Source organism: Pseudomonas sp. FW300-N2F2, assembly GCF_017351655.1.
In the GTDB taxonomy this organism is placed as follows: domain Bacteria; phylum Pseudomonadota; class Gammaproteobacteria; order Pseudomonadales; family Pseudomonadaceae; genus Aquipseudomonas; species Aquipseudomonas fluorescens_AA.
Genome location: NZ_JACNDQ010000004.1, coordinates 777059 through 796065, shown reverse-complemented (window position 1 = coordinate 796065; position 19007 = coordinate 777059). Strand labels below are relative to the sequence as shown.

Sequence of the window (19007 nt, the reverse complement as noted above, 5' to 3'; positions counted from 1 at the left end):
GTGTCCGTGTTGTTACTTTTGCGCGTCCTGCGCGGCGTCCATGTGAAGTAGATTAGCCCTGGATCCAATCTGCCGATAGAGGGAAAACGCCAGCACATTGTGTAAGCGTTTGCTTACACAATGTCAGTTTTTAGAACTGCCCGGGCTCCAACAGAAACAGCGACTCGCTGCCAGCTTTCACCGAAGCACTCAGGGAGTGAATGCGCGGCAGCAGGCGAGCGAAATAGAACCGCGCCGTGCCCAGTTTGCTCGCGTAGAAATCATCCTGGTTTTCTTTGCCAAAGGCCGCCTTGGCCATCAACGCCCACATGTAAGCGTAAGCGGTGTAACCGAACGCCTGAAGGTATTCCACCGAAGCGGCGCCGATTTCGTTCGGGTTGTTCTTCGCCCGGTCCAGCAACCATTCAGTCAGCTCATCCAACGTACCGACCGCATCGTTCAGTGGCTTGGTGAACTCCGCCAGGTCGCTGCTGGCGGTGGCGGTGAAATGGCGGATTTCATCGGCGAACAACCGGTAGAACGCTCCGCCACTGCCGACGATCTTGCGCCCTACCAGGTCCAGCGCCTGGATACCGTTGGTACCTTCGTAGATCTGGGTGATGCGCACGTCACGCACCAGTTGCTCCTGGCCCCATTCACGAATGTAACCATGACCGCCGAACACCTGCTGGCCATGGACCGTGGTTTCCAGGCCCAGGTCGGTCAGGAAGGCCTTGGCCACTGGGGTCAGCAACGCCACCAGGTCTTCGGCGCGCTTGCGGGTGACCGGGTCTTCGCTGAACTTGGCGGTGTCCAGTTGCATCGCCACGTAGGTGGAAAATGCCCGGCCACCCTCGTTCGAGGCCTTCATGGTCAGCAGCATCCGACGCACGTCGGGGTGGACGATGATCGGGTCAGCGACCTTGTCCTTGTTCTGCGCCCCAGTGGGCGAACGGCTTTGCAAGCGGTCACGGGCATATTCGACGGCGTTCTGGTAGGAACGCTCGCCGGAGGCCAGGCCTTGGATGCCAACCCCCAGACGCTCGTAGTTCATCATGGTGAACATCGCCGCCAGGCCTTTGTTCGGCTCACCCACCAGGTAACCCACGGCTTCGTCGAAGTTCATCACGCAGGTGGCGGACGCCTGGATGCCCATCTTGTGTTCGATCGACCCACAGTTGGCCGCGTTGCGCGCGCCCAGGCTGCCGTCGGCATTGACCATGAACTTGGGCACCAGGAACAGCGAGATACCCTTGGGGCCCGCCGGTGCGTCTGGCAGTTTCGCCAGCACCAGGTGAATGATGTTCTCGGTGAGGTCGTGCTCGCCACCGGTGATAAAAATCTTCGTGCCACTGACCTTGTAGGAACCGTCGGCCTGAGGTTCGGCCTTGGTGCGGATGATCCCCAGGTCCGTACCGGCGTGAGGCTCGGTCAGGCACATGGAACCGGCCCAGACGCCGGCGTACATGTTCGGCAGGTACGCCGCCTTCAGTTCTTCGCTGGCATGGGCATTGATCGACAGGCAGGCGCCGGCGGTCAGCATCGGATACAGGCCGAAGGACAGGCTGGCGGAGTTGACCATTTCCTCGACCTGGGCCGAAACGGCCTTGGGCATGCCCATGCCGCCGTACACCGGATCACCGCCGACACCGACCCAACCGCCTTCAGCGTAAGTCTTGTAGGCCTGTGGGAAACCTGCCGGCGTGGTGACGGCGCCGTCGGCCCAGTGGCAACCTTCTTCGTCAGCGGCGCGGCTGAGGGGGGCGATGCTTTTGCTGGTGACTTTGCCGGCTTCTTCGAGGATCGCTTCGACCGTTTCAGCGTCCACGGTGTCGGCCAGTACCGGCAATTGGGCCCAGAGTTTCGCGACCTCGAACACTTCATTGAGGACGAAGCGCATATCGCGCAGGGGCGCTTTGTAGTCAGCCATGGCAAACCTCGCAGGATCTAAACAGTTGGTTCGTAAAAGACGGTTTTCGCAATGACCTGAGTGTACCTCAACAACTTTTGCGACACATAGGGTCAACCCATGACTGTTTTGTTATTTTTGGTCACTGCAGGATTTTAGAGATTAACCGTGGCGAGAGAGCTTGCTCCCGCTCGAGTGCGCAGCACTCACAAAAAAAGGGCTGCTGCGCAGCCCAGCGGGAGCAAGCGCCCTCGCCACGGTTCCGTCAGAGGGCAAACAACGCTGCCGGCAGCTTCATCAAACACTCGCTCCCGGCCTCGACCGCAGCCCGATGGGCGGTCGTACGTGGCAGCAGGCGCTTGAAGTAGAACTCGCAGGTCGCCAGTTTGGCCTGGCAGAAATCGCCATCTCCAGTGCCACTGTCGAGTTGCGCCTGGGCCACCAAGGCCATGCGCAACCACAGATAGGCCAGGATGATGTAGCCGCTGTACATCAGGTAGTCCACCGAGGCGGCCCCCACTTCATCCGGATTCTTCATGGCGGCCATGCCGACCCGGGTGGTCAGTTCACCCCACTGCTGGTTGAGCCCGTCGAGTTGCGCGACGTACTCCTTGAGCTGCGAATGTTGCTCATTGGCAGCGCAGAATTTATGGACGATTTTGGTGAAACCTCGCAGCAATTTGCCTTGGCTACCCAGCACCTTGCGCCCCAGCAGATCCAGGGCCTGGATACCGTTGGTGCCCTCGTAGATCGGCGCGATGCGGCAGTCGCGCACCAACTGCTCCATGCCCCACTCGCGGATGAAGCCGTGGCCGCCAAACACTTGCATGCCGTGGTTGGTTACCTCCAGCCCGGTGTCGGTCATGAAGGCCTTGCAGATCGGGGTAAGAAACGCCAGCAGGTCCTCGGCCTCCTGGCGCGCGGTATCGTCCGGGCTCAGGTGGGCGGTATCGAGCAGTTGCGCGGTGAAATACGTCAGCGCCCGGTTGCCTTCGTTGAAGGCCTTCATGGTCAACAACATCCTCCGCACATCGGGATGGACGATGATCGGGTCGGCGACTTTTTCCGGTGCCTTGGGGCCGGTCAGCGCGCGCATCTGCAGACGCTCGTTGGCGTATTTGATCGCGCCCTGGAAGCTCGCCTCCCCCAGGCACAGGCCCTGCATGCCGGTGCCAAGCCGGGCGTGGTTCATCATGGTGAACATGCAGTTGAGGCCCTTGTTCGGCTCGCCGATCAGGAAACCCTTGGCCCCATCGAAATTCAACACACAAGTGGCCGAGGCCTTGATGCCCATCTTGTGTTCGATCGAGCCACAGGAAACGCCATTGCGCCCCCCCGCCTCACCGCTGGCCTCGGGCAGGAACTTGGGTACGATGAACAACGAGATGCCCTTGGTCCCGGCGGGGGCGTCCGGCAGCTTGGCCAGCACCAGGTGGATGATGTTATCGCTCATGTCATGTTCGCCGGCGGAGATGAAAATCTTGCTGCCGGAGATCGCGTAACTGCCGTCGGCCTGGGGCACGGCGCGGGTCTTGATGATGCCCAGGTCGGTGCCGCAGTGGGCTTCGGTCAGGCACATGGTGCCGGTCCACTGGCCGGCGGTGAGTTTGCTCAGGTAGGTCTGTTTCTGCTCTTCAGTGCCGTGGGCATGAATGGCCGACATGGCACCGTGAGTCAGGCCCGGGTACATGCCCCAGGACGTGTTGCTGGAACCGATCATCTCGCTGATGACCAGGCCCAGGGAGCTGGGCAAGCCTTGGCCACCATACGCCTGATCTGCCGCCAAGCCGTGCCAGCCGCCTTCCACGTACTGTGCGAAAGCCTGCTTGAAGCCTGTAGGCGTGGTGACCACGCCGTTGTCGAAATGGCAGCCCTCTTCGTCACCGGAGCGATTGAGCGGTGCCAGCACGTTTTCACAGAATCTGGCGCCTTCCTCGAGGATCGCGCTGACCATGTCCGGGCTGGCATCGCTGGCACCCAGCTCGGCATAACGGCCATGGAAATCGAAGACGTGATCGATCAGAAAGCGCATGTCGCGCAGGGGGGCTTTGTACTCGGGCATGGTGGTTTTCTCCGGTAGCAGATCGTTCCAACCTACTGCCGGCCACCCTGTCCCACAATCACAGTCCAGACGCTGAATGCGCCGTCATCACTCAACCCGCGGCGGCTTCCATGCGCACCGCGCCGCGGCGGTTCTGGCCGAAGGCAACCACACAGTTACGCCCCGCGCCCTTGGCGTTGTACAGCGCCTGGTCGGCGGACTTGAGCACTTCTTCGGGCGTGCGCTGCTCAAGGCGCTCCGCGACACCGATGCTGACCGTCACCGATACGCTGGAAGCACCCGCGCCGGAGCGACGCTGGCGGCCTTGCTGATCGTCCTGGGGACGGCTATCGGGATTGCGCAGCTGGATGGCATACGTCTCGATGGACTGGCGGATGACTTCCAGATGGGGCATGCACTCGTCGATGGTCTTGCCTGCGAACACCAGGGCAAATTCCTCACCGCCGTAGCGATATGCCCTACCGCCACCGCCGATCTTCGACAACTTGCTGGCGACCAGGCGCAGCACCTGGTCGCCCACGTCGTGGCCGTGGGTGTCGTTGAATTTCTTGAAATGGTCCACGTCACTCATCGCCAACACATAGTTGCGCCCCAGGCGCTGCATGCGTTCGTTCAGTGCCCGCCGGCCCGGCAGGCCGGTGAGCTCGTCACGGAAAGCCATCTGATAGGCCTCGTGGGCGACCGCCGCGGCGATCATCAACATGACCTGGCTGCACATGATGTTCAGGGTGAACGGCAGGATAAAGGTCTTGGGCAGCATCCAGAACAACCCCAGCAAACCCACCAGTTGCGCGGCGTGCAGTGGCCGGGGATTGCGCCAGTATTGCCAGGCCAACAGCAGGAACGCGGCGGCGAACATCGGGTAGGACAATTGAATCAGGCTCATCCAGGCACCGTGCAACGCGGGCCAGCGGATCTCCGAGAGCCACAACAACAAAGCCTGGGGAAAACTCTGCTCCAAGGCCAGCGCTACACTGCCAAAGACCAGCAACACCGCGAACCGCGCCACCATGTCCTGGAACAGGTGGGTGCGCTCCTGCCACGCCGCGAACAGCCCGAACAACAGCGGCAGCAACAGGCAGACGAGATGGAACACCACCGCCGCGTCTTCGCGCACCTTACCGTTATCGCGATAAAAGTCGGTCTGGGTGTCCAGGAGAAAGTAGGCGATATACACCGTGACCATCAGAAACAGTTCACGCTGACGTCGGTAGACCGCGCAATACGCCCCGCCTAGCAACAGCACCAGCGTCGGGAGAACGTTGAACAGCGAGGTGAAGAAAACGTTGAGATCCTTGACGTAGGCAGCCGCAAGCCCCGCCACCAACAACAGCAACGACGGTAGGAAATGGCTCAAACGTACAGCGGAAGAACGCGGCAAGGGTAAAGCTCCGACCCGGCTGATCAAAGATGGCATTGTGCCTGCAATTGGAACAGTAAGGCACGCGAGATGTGACAGATGTCACACTGCCATCGCTGTAACGGCAGGGCGGGAGGTTTTCTTAAGGCTTTGTCGGAGCAATTATTGTTACAGAATTTTCATGCAAACAACTGCGCCTGCTCAGATGGAAAACCTGAGCTTGCGATCCACCGCAAAGTGGCCGCTACCGCGCACGGCAATATAGAGCGCAAGAAATCCCATCAATACGGGAAATTCAATACCGCGATCGATCCACGGCCAAGTGGGGCCAAGTGCATAGCTGATACCCACCATTTGCATCGCCATCATGAACGCGACCGGGCGCGCCCACAGACCGATAGCCAGCATGACCGCGCCGACCGTTTCAAGAAGCATGACCAGAACTGCCCATTGCGCGGCGAACGGCAAACCCATGACATTCTGGATCAGGTTGATGGAGCCCGCCATGGGATCCGCCATGGAACCGTGGGATATCCCCAGGGCTTTTGGAAGGCCGTGGGTGAACATGACAACGCCGAACGCAAACCGCAGCACTGCATACAAAACGGGCTCCGCACGGGTGTAAAGCCCATCCAGCGCAGGAAACAGCAGGCGCTCTTGGGAGGCGGTGGTTTCTATGGAGGTCATCGCGGATTTACGTTGTGACGTGTCCATCTCGGTAGTCCTTTTTGTGAATGAGGTTTTCAGAGCCACCCGCTACCGCGGCCAGCGCTTGCTGGCGAGATGCTGGACTCCTTCGCATCAATGACCAGCGCCCTGGCGAACCCGCTTTTGCAGCGAATGCGCCAGCAGGGCCGCTGTCGCTCCCAGCGTCCCGGCCAGGGCCAGCATCCCGAAGGTTGTGAGCGACGGGGGTTGGTGCGAAGCGAAATACGCCACCAGCCCCAGGAAGAAACCGAGCAGGTTGTTGAACACCGGCGCCTTGGCCAAAGACAGCGCAATGACCGTGATGGCGAACACCACTGCACTGATGGCATAGCTGCCCAGAACAGGCGTCAGGGCAGCCATGGCATTGGCCGCACCGATGCCCAGAATGACGCCGATCAGCACGCAGGCCAGATTGATCGCCCCTTGCTTGAGGTTGAGCCCGCGGGTAAAGAATGAAATCCACCCGACAAACATGGCCCACACCGGAACCTCCAGCGCCATCACGCTCAGGGTGGCGGCGGATGACGCAATGACCGACTCCCCCACCACTACCTTCAGATGAGTGAAAAATGCATTATTGGCCATGACTCACCTCCCGGGTCGCAGGTACCCGCCGTGACGTCAAGAGGCCAGACAGGGCGATACGACGCAAGAAGCGATCGCCAGCGGCAATCAGGCACCAGGCCGCAAGAGTGATGTTCACGTTCATGGTCAATTCCTTTCCGGTACGTGCGATAAAGCTGGTTTCACGGGATCGGCACCGGCCGAGCCCACATGGAGCGAAGGTTGTCAGCCCACAACCCCATGATGTCGATTGACCGCCTGTGAATAAACGGGATGAAATTGACTTATCTATTCCAAAAACCACAACAAATGGGCCGTTATGGACCGTTTCGACGCGTTGCAGGGACAGGTGACGGAATTTGAAGCACGAGGCTGCATTTCCACAGTGAGAAATTCGGCGACTTGAAGCCTGCTGGTGCTTGAGGCGAGTGTTTGTCGGCGGCGCAAAAAAAAACCGCTGCTCCCGAAGAAGCAGCGGCTTTTTTCAAAGAACCGCGTAAGGCTTAGTAACCCAGCGCGAAGTCTTCTTCTTTCATATCCATCAGGTTGTTGGCGCCCGACAGCATGGTCGCCACGTGGGTACGGGTACGCGGCAGGATGCGCTGGAAGTAGAAGCGCGCGGTCTGCAGCTTGGCGGTGTAGAAGGCTTCTTCGGTGGTGCCGGCTGCGAGTTTTTCCGCCGCCAGGCGCGCCATGTCGGCCCAGAAATAGGCCAGGCAGGCGTAACCGGAGTACATCAGGTAGTCCACCGATGCCGCGCCCACTTCTTCACGATCCTTCATGGCCGCCATGCCGACCTTCATGGTCAGCTCGCCCCATTCCTTGTTCAGCGCAGCCAGGGGCTCGACGAACTCCTTGACCGCTTCGTTGCCTTCGTTGCTCTGGCAGAACTTGTGGACGATCTTGGTGAAGCCCTTGAGTGCCTCGCCCTGGGTCATCAGCACTTTACGGCCCAGCAGGTCGAGGGCCTGGATGCCGGTGGTGCCTTCGTACAGCATCGAGATGCGGCTGTCGCGAACGTTCTGCTCCATGCCCCACTCGGCGATGAAGCCGTGGCCGCCGTAGATCTGCACGCCATGGTTGGCCGATTCGAAACCGACTTCGGTCATGAAGGCCTTGGCGATCGGCGTCATGAACGCCAGCAGCGCATCGGCTTTTTTCTTCTCTTCTTCGTCCACGCCGTACTTGACGATGTCGACCTGCTTGGCGGTGAAGTACACCATCGCCCGGTTACCTTCGGCGAAGGCCTTCATGGTCAGCAGCATGCGACGCACGTCAGGGTGCACGATGATCGGGTCGGCGGCCTTGTCTGGCGCTTTCGGACCCGTCAGGGAACGCATTTGCAGGCGATCACGGGCATATTTCAGGCCGCCCTGGAAGCCGATCTCGGCGTGGGCCAGGCCTTGCAGCGCAGTGCCCAGACGAGCGGTGTTCATGAAGGTGAACATGCAGTTCAGGCCTTTGTTCGCCGGGCCGATCAGGTAACCGGTGGCCGCGTCGAAGTTCATCACGCAAGTGGCGTTGCCGTGAATGCCCATCTTGTGTTCCAGGGAACCACAGCTCACCGCGTTGCGCTGGCCGATGGAGCCGTCGGCGTTAGGCAGGAACTTTGGAACGATGAACAGCGAAATGCCCTTGGTGCCAGCCGGTGCGTCCGGCAGGCGTGCCAGCACGATGTGGACGATGTTGTCGGCCATGTCGTGTTCACCGGCCGAAATGAAGATCTTCGTACCGGAAACCTTGTAGGAACCGTCGGCCTGAGGCTCGGCCTTGGTGCGCAGCATGCCCAGGTCGGTGCCACAGTGCGGTTCGGTCAGGCACATGGTGCCGGTCCATTCGCCGGAAACCAGCTTGGTCAGGTAGGCCTCTTGCTGCTCGGGTGTACCGTGCTCGGAAATCGTGTTCATCGCGCCATGGGACAGGCCCGGGTACATGCCCCACGACCAGTTGGCTTCACCGACCATCTCGCTGACCGCCAGGCCCAGGGATTCCGGCAGGCCTTGACCGCCATGCTCGACGTCGTGGGCCAGGCTCGGCCAGCCGCCTTCGACGAATTGCTTGTAGGCTTCCTTGAAACCTGCCGGGGTTTTCACGCCGGACTCGCTCCAGGTGCAACCCTCGATGTCGCCCACACGGTTCAGCGGAGCCAGCACCTGCTCACAAAACTTGGCGCCTTCTTCGAGAATGGCGTCAACCATGTCCGGAGTTGCATCCTGGCAAGCCGGAAGGCTCTGATAATGCGCTTCGTAGCCAAGCAGTTCGTCACGAACGAAGCGAATATCACGCAAGGGGGCCTTGTAGTCAGGCATAGCGATAAACCTCTGCTGATGTAACCGGGAATGAACGACCGCGTGGATTTGTTGTGGCGGTCAAACAGTTGTTTGAAACATACGTTTACGCCCAAATCTTGTCAAGCGCCGATCTTTTGCCGTTCGTCATCAGCCTGAGAAAAATGTCGGACACAGGAAACCCATCGCCCTGAAGAATCCGCGATGCGCGTAGGAAAAGATTAGTTGAGCAATAAGACGTTAGAGACAAAAACGCCGCGAATAATCGCGGCGTTTTGGCAAATCTGAAGAACAGGATCAGGCAAAGGTATCGATCAATGTCCCGAGCATTTCGTCGGATGCCTTGGCGACATTGGCACCCAGTTGCACCTGGAACTTGCCCTGGGCCATTTCGACCATGTTGGCGGCCTGGTCCGACTGCTGGCTACGATCCACCGAACGCAGGCGATCTACCTGGACTTCAGACGACTGGCTGGTGACCGAACGCTCGATCGTGTTGTTGGCGATCTGGCCGGCGGCCTGATCGACGCGGTTCTGCCCTGTCTGAATCGTGCTCAGACCGGCATAGAACGCGGTACTTCCTGAGATTTCCATGGCAGAGCTCGTCTTCTTGAAGGGTCGACAGTGGCCATTGAATCAGAAGCCCAGGGAAAAGGCCCGACAAAAACACTAATGGCACAGTGCCGTGTCATAGGCAAAACCTTGGCGGGGGCTCAGTCCAGCAGATCCAGTTGCAGGTGTCCGGCCACGGCTTCGGCCGTCACGCTCTGGATCCGCGCCACCCTGCCCAGGCACGGCGCCGGAAGTCGCTCGGCCAAGGTTGCCAGGTTTTCTTCCAGGCGCGAGGTGGCCGGGTCGATGATATTCGCGACCCAACCGGCAAGCTGCAAGCCATCACGGGCGATAGCCTCGGCGGTCAACAATGCGTGACTGATGCAACCCAGGCGCACGCCCACCACCAGAATCACCGGCAAGCCCAGCGCGATCGCCAGATCGGAAAGATTGTCCTGGCCGGCCAGCGGCACGCGCCAACCACCTGCGCCCTCGATCAAGGTGAAATCGGCGTTCAGCGCCAGCACTTCGCGCATCGGGCCGAGTAGCGACTGCACCGTCAAGGCAACACCCGCTTCCCGGGCGGCCAGGTGCGGCGCTATTGCCGGTTCGAACGCCACCGGATTGACCTGTGCATAAGTCAACGGTATCGAGCATTCGGCCAGCAAGGCCAAGGCATCGGCGTTGCGCAGGCCCTTGGGCGTCACGTCGCAGCCAGAGGCCACGGGTTTTCCGGCAGCCGTGCTCATGCCAGCCTGTCGCGCAGCATGCAGCAGGCCCGCCGCGACGGTGGTCTTGCCTACATCGGTGTCGGTGCCGGTAATGAAATAGGCCTTGCTCATAGCGGTTTCTCCAAAACGGCGTAGACCACCTGGTAAGTTGCCGGCAGCCCCTGGGCCTGACGAAACTGCTCATAAGCTTCAACCAGCGCGAGAATCCGCGCCCTGCCCGTCAAGCCACCGGGGCGACCAGGGTTCAGATTGTGGGCACCCAAAGCTTTCAATTCATGCGTCAGGCTGCGCACATCAGGGTAATGCAGCACATGAGGACGATTTTCAAGACTGACGACATTCAGCCCGCTGGCCGCGCAAAGGTGTTGATACGTCTCGAACGCACGGAAACGGTTGACGTGTACCAAGCCATCCACCTGACGCCAGCTGTCGCGCAATTCGTACAAAGTGCCCACGCAGAGGCTGGTGAAGGCCAACACCCCACCCGGCTTCAACACACGATGGGCCTCGCTCAGCACCGTGGCGAAATCCGCGCACCATTGCACCGCCAGGCTGGAGAACACCAGGTCGCAGCTCGCCGCCTGCAAAGGCAGCCGCTCAGCATCACCGGCGACAAAATACGCGGCGCCACCCTGGGGACGCGCATGGTTGAGCATGCCTTCGGCGATATCCAACGCCAGGCCGGTGGTCGCACCAAAACGCGCACCCAAGGCCCGAGTGAAGTAGCCGGTGCCGCAGCCCAGGTCCAGCCAACGTTGCGGCGTGAAAGAAGGCGGCAAGCGACCGAGCAATTGCTGCCCCACGTCGCGCTGCAGCTCGGCCACGCTGTCATAGCTGGTCGCTGCCCGGGAAAACGAAGCCGCTACCTGGCGCTTGTCGGGCAAGGCACCGGGCAATGGAGGGAGAGACAAATCAGTCATCGCCGGACTCATGCAAAAAAACCTGGATCGCCGCTGCTATACCGTGAGGGTCTTCCAGAAGGAATCCGTGGCCGGCCTGTTCAATCAGACCGATTTCGACATCCGGCAGCAAGACCAGCAAATCACCCGCGGCCTCGGCCGGCACCAGGGCATCGAGCCCGGCAAACAGATGCAGTTGCGGGCCTCGGAAACTCTGCAACACAGCGCGGGTGTCCAATCGCGCCAGCAGTTCGAGCCCGACCATCAATACTTCGGGCGAAGTGCTTGGCGCCCCGGCCAACAACAACCGCGACAACCCGCGTGGATCGCTGCAGCCCTGGGCACACAGCAGACTGAAACGCTTGAGGATCTGGCGTGGGTCGGCCGCACAGCCGGCGAGAAAGCCATCGAACGTCTGGCCGTCCATCGCGCTCGGCCATTGCTCGTGGGCGACAAAGGACGGATTACTGGCCATGGTCAGCAGGCCACAGCAGCGCTCACCCCGGCGCGCCGCCAGCGCCGAGGCCAGCATGCCGCCCAGGGACCAACCGCCCAGCCAGGTGTCCTGAGGCACGGTGGCGTCCAACTCTTCGAGCCATTCATCGGGGTCGCTCGATAGCAATGCCGGCAACGGTTCGATTTCCACCCGCAGGTGTTCGTCGAGCCCTTGCAAGGCCGCCGCCAGCGGTTCCAGCGGTGAAACGCCCAAGCCCCAACCGGGCAGCAAAACCAGTCGATCACGCATGGCTTGGCTCCGGTCCCAACAGGGCAAAACACTCGGCCAGTGCATTCAACAATAGTTGCACCTGGGCCTCGCTATGGGCGGCGGTCAGAGTCACGCGCAAACGAGCGCTGCCGGCCGGCACGGTGGGTGGGCGGATCGCCGTGACCATCAGCCCCCGCTCACGCAGCATCTGCGACAAGCGCATGGCCCGCCCCGCATCACCCACCAGGATCGGCTGGATCGGCGTGAAGCTGTCCATCAATTGCAGGCCGATCTGCTCGGCACCCTGGCGGAACTGGCGGATCAGCACCTGCAGGTGTTCACGCCGCCAATGCTCGTCGCGCAGCAGTTCAAGGCTCTTGAGCGTGGCGCAGGCCAGGGCCGGCGGTTGGCTGGTGGTGTAGATGTAGGGACGCGCGAACTGGATCAGGCTTTCGATCAGTTCCTCGCTACCGGCGACGAAGGCCCCGGCGGTGCCAAAGGCCTTGCCCAGGGTGCCGACCAGCACCGGCACGTCGTCCTGGCTCAAACCGAAATGTTCGACGATACCGCCGCCATGGGCCCCCAGCGGACCGAAGCCGTGGGCATCGTCGACCATCAGCCAGGCGCCCCGGGCCTTTGCCTCACGGGCCAGGGCCGGCAGGTCGGCAATGTCGCCGTCCATGCTGAACACGCCGTCGGTGACCACCAGGGTATTGCCAGTGGCTTTCTCCAGGCGACTGGCCAGGCTCTGGGCATCGTTGTGCAGGTATCGGTTGAAACGCGCACCGGACAACAGCCCGGCGTCGAGCAGCGAAGCATGATTGAGGCGGTCTTCCAGCACCGTATCACCCTGCCCCACCAGCGCGGTGACCGCGCCGAGGTTGGCCATGTAACCGGTGGTGAACAGCAACGCCCGCGGACGCCCCGTCAGGTCGGCCAACGCTTCTTCCAAGGCGTGATGAGGGCTGCTGTGGCCGATTACCAAATGGGAGGCCCCACCCCCGACGCCCCAACGCGCCGCGCCGGCGCGCCAGGCCTCGATCACTTGCGGGTGATTGGCCAGGCCCAGGTAATCGTTGTTGCAGAACGCCAGCAACGGCTGGCCGTCCACCACCACTTCCGGGCCCTGGGGGCTTTCGAGCAGCGGGCGCTGGCGGTAGAGGTTTTCGGCACGACGGGCAGCCAGGCGTGCGGCGAGATCGAAGGGCATGCAGGCCTCGGGGTGAACCATTTATGGACGGAGTGAGATCCCCTGTGGGAGCGAGCTTGCTCGCGATGAGGCCATTACATTCAACATCTCTGTCGGCTGTTATACCGCCATCGCGAGCAAGCTCGCTCCCACAAGGTCTTGCATTCCAATCAGGGGATCGGTGAGCAATCAGACAGCGGCGTTATAGAACTGCTCGCTGCTCTTCTGCTCCACCAGCGCCTGTTCGATCGCCGCCTGGTGCACTTCGTCGGCATGTTCTTCGCGGGCTTCGGGCTGGATGCCCAGGCGTGCGAACAATTGCATGTCCTTGTCGGCTTGCGGGTTGGCGGTGGTCAACAGCTTGTCGCCGTAGAAAATCGAGTTGGCACCGGCAAAAAATGCCAGGGCCTGCATCTGCTCGTTCATCGCTTCACGGCCAGCGGACAGGCGCACATGGGACTGGGGCATCATGATCCGCGCCACGGCAAGCATGCGGATGAAATCGAACGGATCGATGTCTTCGGCATTCTCCAGCGGCGTACCGGCGACTTTGACCAGCATGTTGATCGGCACCGATTCCGGGTGCTCCGGCAGGTTCGCCAGTTGGATCAGCAGGTTGGCGCGGTCGTCCAGGGACTCGCCCATGCCCAGGATGCCGCCGGAGCAGATCTTCATCCCCGAATCACGCACATAGGCCAGGGTTTGCAGGCGCTCGCTGTAGGTACGGGTGGTAATGATGCTGCCGTAGAACTCCGGCGAGGTATCGAGGTTGTGGTTGTAGTAGTCCAGGCCAGCCTGGGCCAGCGCTTCGGTCTGTTCCTGGTCGAGGCGGCCCAGGGTCATGCAGGTTTCCAGGCCCATGGCCTTCACGCCTTTGACCATTTCCAGCACATACGGCATGTCCTTGGCCGATGGATGTTTCCAGGCCGCGCCCATGCAGAAACGGGTCGAACCGATGGCCTTGGCCCGCGCAGCCTCTTCGAGGACCTTCTGCACTTCGAGCAATTTCTCTTTATCCAGACCGGTGTTGTAGTGACCGGACTGCGGACAATATTTGCAATCTTCCGGGCAAGCGCCAGTCTTGATCGACAGCAGCGTGGAAACCTGGACGCGGTTGGCGTCGAAGTGCGCGCGGTGCACGGTCTGCGCCTGGAACAACAGGTCATTGAATGGCTGGACAAAGAGTGCTTTGACTTCGGCCAAAGACCAGTCATGACGCAGGTTGGCAGTGGTGCTGGCGCTCATGGGCATTTCCTTGATTATGCTTGGCTGGCGCCTGGGGCATGCAATACCCACAGGCGCGACACGGATGTTCGGCATATTTAAGGAAGAGTCATGCGCTGTCAACCACGATACAAATGGCCGGTTTACATCTGGTTAAAAAACAAGCAAACCTGCCTACTGTGCGGCGAAAGCACGGATACCCCGCAGCCTATCTGCACCCCTTGCGAAAGCGAGCTGCCCTGGCTTGGCGATCAATGCAGCATTTGCGCCCTGCCACTGCCCATGGCCGGACTGCGTTGCGGCCAATGTGCCTCGCGGCCGCCGGCCTTCGAGCGGGTCCTGGCGCCCTGGGCCTACGATTTCCCGGTAGACAGCCTGATCACCCGCTTCAAGCATCAGGCGAAATGGCCCCTTGGCCGGCTGCTGGGCGAACTGCTGGCGCAATCGCTGCAACATCATTTCGACGAAGGGCTGGAACGGCCCGACGCACTGGTACCGGTGCCACTGGCAACCCGGCGTTTGCGCCAGCGCGGTTTCAACCAGGCGGCACTGCTGGCCCGCTGGCTCAGTGGGCCGCTGGCGATCCCTTGCGAAGAAAACCTGCTGCGACGCACCCAGGACACGCCCGCCCAACAGGCCCTCGACGCCAGGGCCCGGCGCCAAAACCTGCGCCAGGCCTTTGCCCTCGCGCCCCAGGCGACGTTACGCAATCGTCACCTGGCGTTGGTCGACGACGTGCTCACCACCGGCGCCACCGCCCAGGCCCTGGCCGCCCTGTTACTCGATGCCGGCGCGGCGCGGGTCGATGTGTATTGCCTGGCCCGCACGCCGAAACCCGGTGAACCGGCTTGACGTGCCGCGCCCAAGGCGCCAACGTCCGCTCATCGACTTTTGCACGCAGTTTGCCGTCATGTCATTGCCCACGCTCCTGACCCAACACATCGTCCGGCGACCACAACGCATCGCCCTGTTGCAGCACATCGCCGAACAGGGCTCGATCACCCGCGCCGCCAAGAGCGCGGGCCTGAGCTACAAGGCGGCATGGGATGCCATCGATGAGTTGAACAACCTCGCCGACCATCCGTTGGTGGAACGCAGCGTCGGCGGCAAGGGCGGTGGCGGCGCGAGGCTGTCGGAGGAAGGCCAACGGGTGCTGCGCCTGTATCAGCGCCTGCAAGCGCTGCAGGCGCAACTGCTGGAAGCCAGCGAAGACGCCGGAGACCTGGGCCTGCTCAGTCGCCTGATGCTGCGCACCAGTGCCCGCAATCAATTGCATGGCAAGGTCCTGGGCATCGAGGCCCGGGGGCACAACGACCGGGTACGCCTGGAGCTGGCCCGGGGCCTGGTCATCGAAGCGCGGATCACCCATGACAGCACGTTGCGCCTCGAGCTGGCTGTCGGCACCGACGTGGTGGCGCTGATCAAGGCCGGCTGGCTGGAATTGCACCCCGTCGAACAAGCGGAAAAACCGGGGATCAATACGCTGCGCGGCATGATCGAGCAGGTCGACGCCGCCGAAGACGGCCCCAGCGAAGTGCGCATCGGCCTGCCCAACGGCCAGACGCTGTGCGCCCTGGCCGACCCGCTTCAGTTGCAAGCGCAGGACCTGGTAGCCGGCTCACCGGTGCAAGTGACGTTTTCAGCGACAAATGTGCTGCTCGGCACACCGTTGTAGCGCGCTGCAACAATAGCTTCATCGACCCGCTTTAAGGTGACTGCCAAAACCAGCAGGGAGCCTGATGATGAGCCTATTAGAAGAAAACCAATCCACCGACCTGGAAAAGATCGTCGGCCTGAGCCGGCGCAGTTTCATCAGCGCCGGCGCCCTGTGCGGCGCGGCGATGTTCCTGGGCGGCAACCTGCTGAGCCGCAGCGTGCTGGCCGCCGCCGTGAGCGAAGGCAACAGCCGGCTGCTGGGTTTCAACAGCATCGCCGCCGCCACGGCCGACACCATCACGCTGCCACCGGGCTACAAGGCTTCGGTGCTGATCAGTTGGGGCCAGCCGCTGCAGAAAAATGCACCGGCGTTCGATCCCAGTGGCAATGGAACAGCCCGCGCACAGGAAGTGCAGTTTGGCGACAACAACGACGGCATGAGCCTGTTCGAATTCCCCGGCGACAAGAACCGGGCGCTGATGGCGATCAACAACGAATACACCAACTACCGCTACCTCTTTCCCCACGGTGGCCAGCCGCAGTCGGCCGAAGACGTGCACAAGGCCCAGGCCAGCGAAGGGGTGTCGGTGATCGAGGTCCAGCGTCGTCGCGGCCAGTGGCAGTTCGTCCAGGAATCGCGCTACAACCGCAGGATCCACGGCAACACGCCGATTCGCCTGCGTGGTCCGGCCGCCGGCCACGACCTGCTGAAAACCAGTGCCGACAAGAGCGGCAAGAAAGTGCTGGGCACCTTCCAGAACTGCGCCAATGGCATGACGCCGTGGGGCACCTACCTGACCTGCGAAGAAAACTTCACCGACTGCTTCGGCAGCAGCAAGACCGACCTGCAGTTCGATGAGGCGCAAAAGCGCTACGGCGCCACCGTCACCAGCCGCGAGATCAACTGGCACCTGTACGACCCGCGTTTCGACCTGGCGAAGAACCCCAACGAACTCAATCGCCATGGTTGGGTGGTGGAAATCGATCCGTTCGATCCAGAGTCCACGCCGGTGAAACGCACCGCCCTGGGCCGCTTCAAACACGAAAACGCCGCCCTGGCACAAACCAACGACGGTCGCGCCGTGGTGTACATGGGCGACGATGAACGCGGTGAGTTCATCTACAAGTTCGTCAGTCGCGAGCGCATCAATCATCGCAATGCCAAGGCCAACCGCAACCTGCTGGACCACGGCACCTTGTACGTGGCGCGCTTCGATGCCGGCGACGGCAACCCGGACCATCCCAAAGGCAAGGGCCAGTGGATCGAGTTGACCCACGGCAAGAACGGTCTCGACGCCAGCAGTGGCTTCGCCGACCAGGCCGAGGTGCTGATCCATGCGCGCCTGGCCGCCAGCGCCGTGGGTGCCACCCGCATGGACCGCCCTGAGTGGATCGTGGTCAGCCCGAAAGACGGCCAGGTCTATTGCACCCTGACCAACAACTCCAAGCGCGGCGAGGAAGGCCAACCGGTGGACGGGCCGAACCCTCGGGCCAAGAACGTCTACGGGCAGATCCTGCGCTGGCGCACCGACCGCGACGATCATGCCGCCAAGACCTTCTCCTGGGATCTGTTCGTGGTCGCCGGCAACCCGACGGTACACGCCGGCACGCCGAAAGCCGGGTCGTCCAATATCAACCCGCAGAACATGTTCAACAGCCCCGACGGCCTGGGTTTCGACAAGGCCGGCCGGCTGTGGATTCTCACCGACGGTGACTCCAGCAACGCCGGGGACTTCGCCGGCATGGGCAACAACCAAATGCTCTGCGCCGACCCCAACAGTGGCGAAATCCGCCGCTTCATGGTCGGACCGGTGGGCTGCGAAGTGACCGGGATCAGTTTTGCCCCGGACCAGAAAGCCTTGTTCGTCGGGATCCAGCATCCAGGGGAAAACGGTGGTTCGACCTTCCCTGAGCACCTGCCCAACGGCAAGCCGCGGTCTTCGGTGATGGTGATTACCCGGGACGATGGCGGGGTCATCGGCGCCTGATAGGGCCTCATCGCGAGCAAGCTCGCTCCCACAATGTGGACTGCCCCCAAAAAGTTGGACACCCATCTGGCTTTTGGAGTCAGTCCAATGGATCCGCTATCCCTGTGGGAGCGAGCTTGCTCGCGATAACGTCAGCACAGCCGCCACCTATCTGCCTCTGTCTGCGCTACCATGCTGTGCCGGACGCGGCAGCCCTGCCGCTGCGCAGGAGTCAGCATGTCCCATCCGTTTGAAACCCTCACGCCCGACCTGGTGCTCGATGCCGTTGAAAGCATCGGCTTTCTCAGCGACGCCCGCGTGTTGGCCCTCAACAGCTACGAGAACCGCGTCTATCAGGTGGGCATCGAAGATTCCGAGCCGCTGATCGCCAAGTTCTATCGCCCCCAGCGCTGGACCAACGAAGCGATCCTGGAAGAGCACAGCTTTACCTTCGAGCTGGCCGAATACGAAGTGCCCGTGGTGGCGCCGCTGATTCACAACGGCGCCAGCCTGCACGAACACGCCGGGTTTCGTTTCACCCTGTTTCCTCGTCGCGGTGGCCGAGCGCCAGAGCCGGGCAATCTCGACCAACTCTATCGCCTGGGACAATTGCTCGGACGCCTGCACGCGCTCGGGGCGACCCGGCCGTTCGAGCATCGCGAAGCCCTGGGCGTGAAAAATTTCGGCCACGATTCATTGGCCACCGTGCTGGCTAGCGGCTTCGTTCCCCGCAGCCTGCTGCCAGCCTATGAGTCGGTCGCCCGGGACTTGCTCAAGCGCGTCGAAGAGGTCTATGCCGCCACACCCCACCAGAACATCCGCATGCACGGCGATTGCCACCCCGGCAACATGATGTGCCGCGACGAGGTGTTTCACATCGTCGACCTGGACGACTGCCGCATGGGCCCGGCGGTGCAGGACTTGTGGATGATGCTCGCCGGCGATCGCCAGGAGTGCCTGGGGCAATTGTCGGAACTGATGGACGGCTACCGTGAGTTCCACGACTTCGACCCGCGTGAACTGGCGCTGATCGAACCGCTGCGAGCCCTGCGCCTGATGCACTACAGCGCCTGGCTGGCACGGCGCTGGGACGACCCGGCGTTCCCCCGCAGCTTCCCGTGGTTCGGCAGCGAACGCTACTGGGGCGACCAGGTGCTGGCATTGCGCGAGCAATTGGCGGCGCTCAATGAAGAGCCGTTGAAGCTGTTCTGAC

The 19007-nt window shown here is 61.8% G+C and carries 16 protein-coding genes; 4 read left to right on the top strand and 12 right to left on the bottom strand.

Annotated features, from left to right (window positions below; translation table 11 throughout):
* Positions 1-130: 130 nt before the first annotated feature.
* From J4E63_RS30210 to bioB, 12 genes are all read right to left on the bottom strand, one after another.
* On the bottom strand, positions 131-1909 hold the full coding sequence (locus J4E63_RS30210) for an acyl-CoA dehydrogenase C-terminal domain-containing protein (RefSeq protein WP_207284151.1): 1779 nt from the start codon (positions 1907-1909) through the stop codon (positions 131-133).
* A gap of 244 nt (positions 1910-2153) precedes the next feature.
* Positions 2154-3950, bottom strand: a complete 1797-nt coding sequence (locus J4E63_RS30205; RefSeq protein WP_207284150.1) for an acyl-CoA dehydrogenase C-terminal domain-containing protein — start codon at positions 3948-3950, stop codon at positions 2154-2156.
* A gap of 91 nt (positions 3951-4041) precedes the next feature.
* Positions 4042-5331: a GGDEF domain-containing protein gene (locus J4E63_RS30200; protein WP_060740334.1), complete on the bottom strand. Its 1290-nt coding sequence runs from the start codon at positions 5329-5331 to the stop codon at positions 4042-4044.
* A gap of 180 nt (positions 5332-5511) precedes the next feature.
* The gene (locus J4E63_RS30195; RefSeq protein WP_259334271.1) at positions 5512-6024 is read right to left on the bottom strand and encodes a DoxX family protein; all 513 of its coding nucleotides are present in this window, start codon (positions 6022-6024) and stop codon (positions 5512-5514) included.
* Positions 6025-6111: 87 nt separating this feature from the next.
* Positions 6112-6603, bottom strand: a complete 492-nt coding sequence (locus tag J4E63_RS30190) for a DUF1097 domain-containing protein (RefSeq protein WP_192262832.1) — start codon at positions 6601-6603, stop codon at positions 6112-6114.
* A 482-nt stretch (positions 6604-7085) separates the two neighbouring features.
* A complete protein-coding gene (locus J4E63_RS30185; protein ID WP_060740332.1) occupies positions 7086-8891 on the bottom strand; it encodes a phenylacyl-CoA dehydrogenase in 1806 nt (601 codons plus the stop codon).
* Between the two features lie 276 nt (positions 8892-9167).
* Positions 9168-9464, bottom strand: a complete 297-nt coding sequence (locus J4E63_RS30180; RefSeq protein ID WP_092474384.1) for a pyrroloquinoline quinone biosynthesis protein PqqE — start codon at positions 9462-9464, stop codon at positions 9168-9170.
* Positions 9465-9583: 119 nt separating this feature from the next.
* On the bottom strand, positions 9584-10264 hold the full coding sequence (gene bioD, locus J4E63_RS30175; protein WP_060740330.1) for a dethiobiotin synthase: 681 nt from the start codon (positions 10262-10264) through the stop codon (positions 9584-9586).
* Positions 10261-11073, bottom strand: coding sequence for a malonyl-ACP O-methyltransferase BioC (gene bioC, locus J4E63_RS30170; RefSeq protein ID WP_192262826.1), 813 nt, complete (start codon positions 11071-11073; stop codon positions 10261-10263). The genes bioD and bioC overlap by 4 nt, the downstream gene beginning before the upstream one ends.
* A complete protein-coding gene (locus J4E63_RS30165) occupies positions 11066-11797 on the bottom strand; it encodes an alpha/beta fold hydrolase (protein WP_207284149.1) in 732 nt (243 codons plus the stop codon). The genes bioC and J4E63_RS30165 overlap by 8 nt, the downstream gene beginning before the upstream one ends.
* Positions 11790-12968 carry an 8-amino-7-oxononanoate synthase gene (gene bioF / locus J4E63_RS30160; protein ID WP_207284148.1) on the bottom strand — a complete coding sequence of 393 codons (1179 nt, stop codon included), beginning with the start codon at positions 12966-12968 and terminating at the stop codon, positions 11790-11792. Before bioF ends, J4E63_RS30165 begins: the two co-directional genes overlap by 8 nt.
* A gap of 168 nt (positions 12969-13136) precedes the next feature.
* Positions 13137-14192, bottom strand: coding sequence for a biotin synthase BioB (gene bioB, locus J4E63_RS30155; protein ID WP_014340550.1), 1056 nt, complete (start codon positions 14190-14192; stop codon positions 13137-13139).
* A 90-nt stretch (positions 14193-14282) separates the two neighbouring features.
* Here bioB and J4E63_RS30150 point away from each other — a divergent pair, with 90 nt between their 5' ends.
* From J4E63_RS30150 to J4E63_RS30135, 4 genes are all read left to right on the top strand, one after another.
* Positions 14283-15023, top strand: coding sequence for a ComF family protein (locus tag J4E63_RS30150; protein WP_207284147.1), 741 nt, complete (start codon positions 14283-14285; stop codon positions 15021-15023).
* A 58-nt stretch (positions 15024-15081) separates the two neighbouring features.
* Positions 15082-15846, top strand: a complete 765-nt coding sequence (locus tag J4E63_RS30145) for a TOBE domain-containing protein (RefSeq protein WP_092169552.1) — start codon at positions 15082-15084, stop codon at positions 15844-15846.
* A 67-nt stretch (positions 15847-15913) separates the two neighbouring features.
* The gene (locus J4E63_RS30140) at positions 15914-17815 is read left to right on the top strand and encodes a PhoX family phosphatase (protein WP_207284146.1); all 1902 of its coding nucleotides are present in this window, start codon (positions 15914-15916) and stop codon (positions 17813-17815) included.
* A gap of 216 nt (positions 17816-18031) precedes the next feature.
* Entirely contained in the window at positions 18032-19006 is a 975-nt protein-coding gene (locus J4E63_RS30135; protein WP_060740323.1) for a serine/threonine protein kinase, read from the top strand.
* The last annotated feature ends 1 nt before the right edge of the window (position 19007 follow it).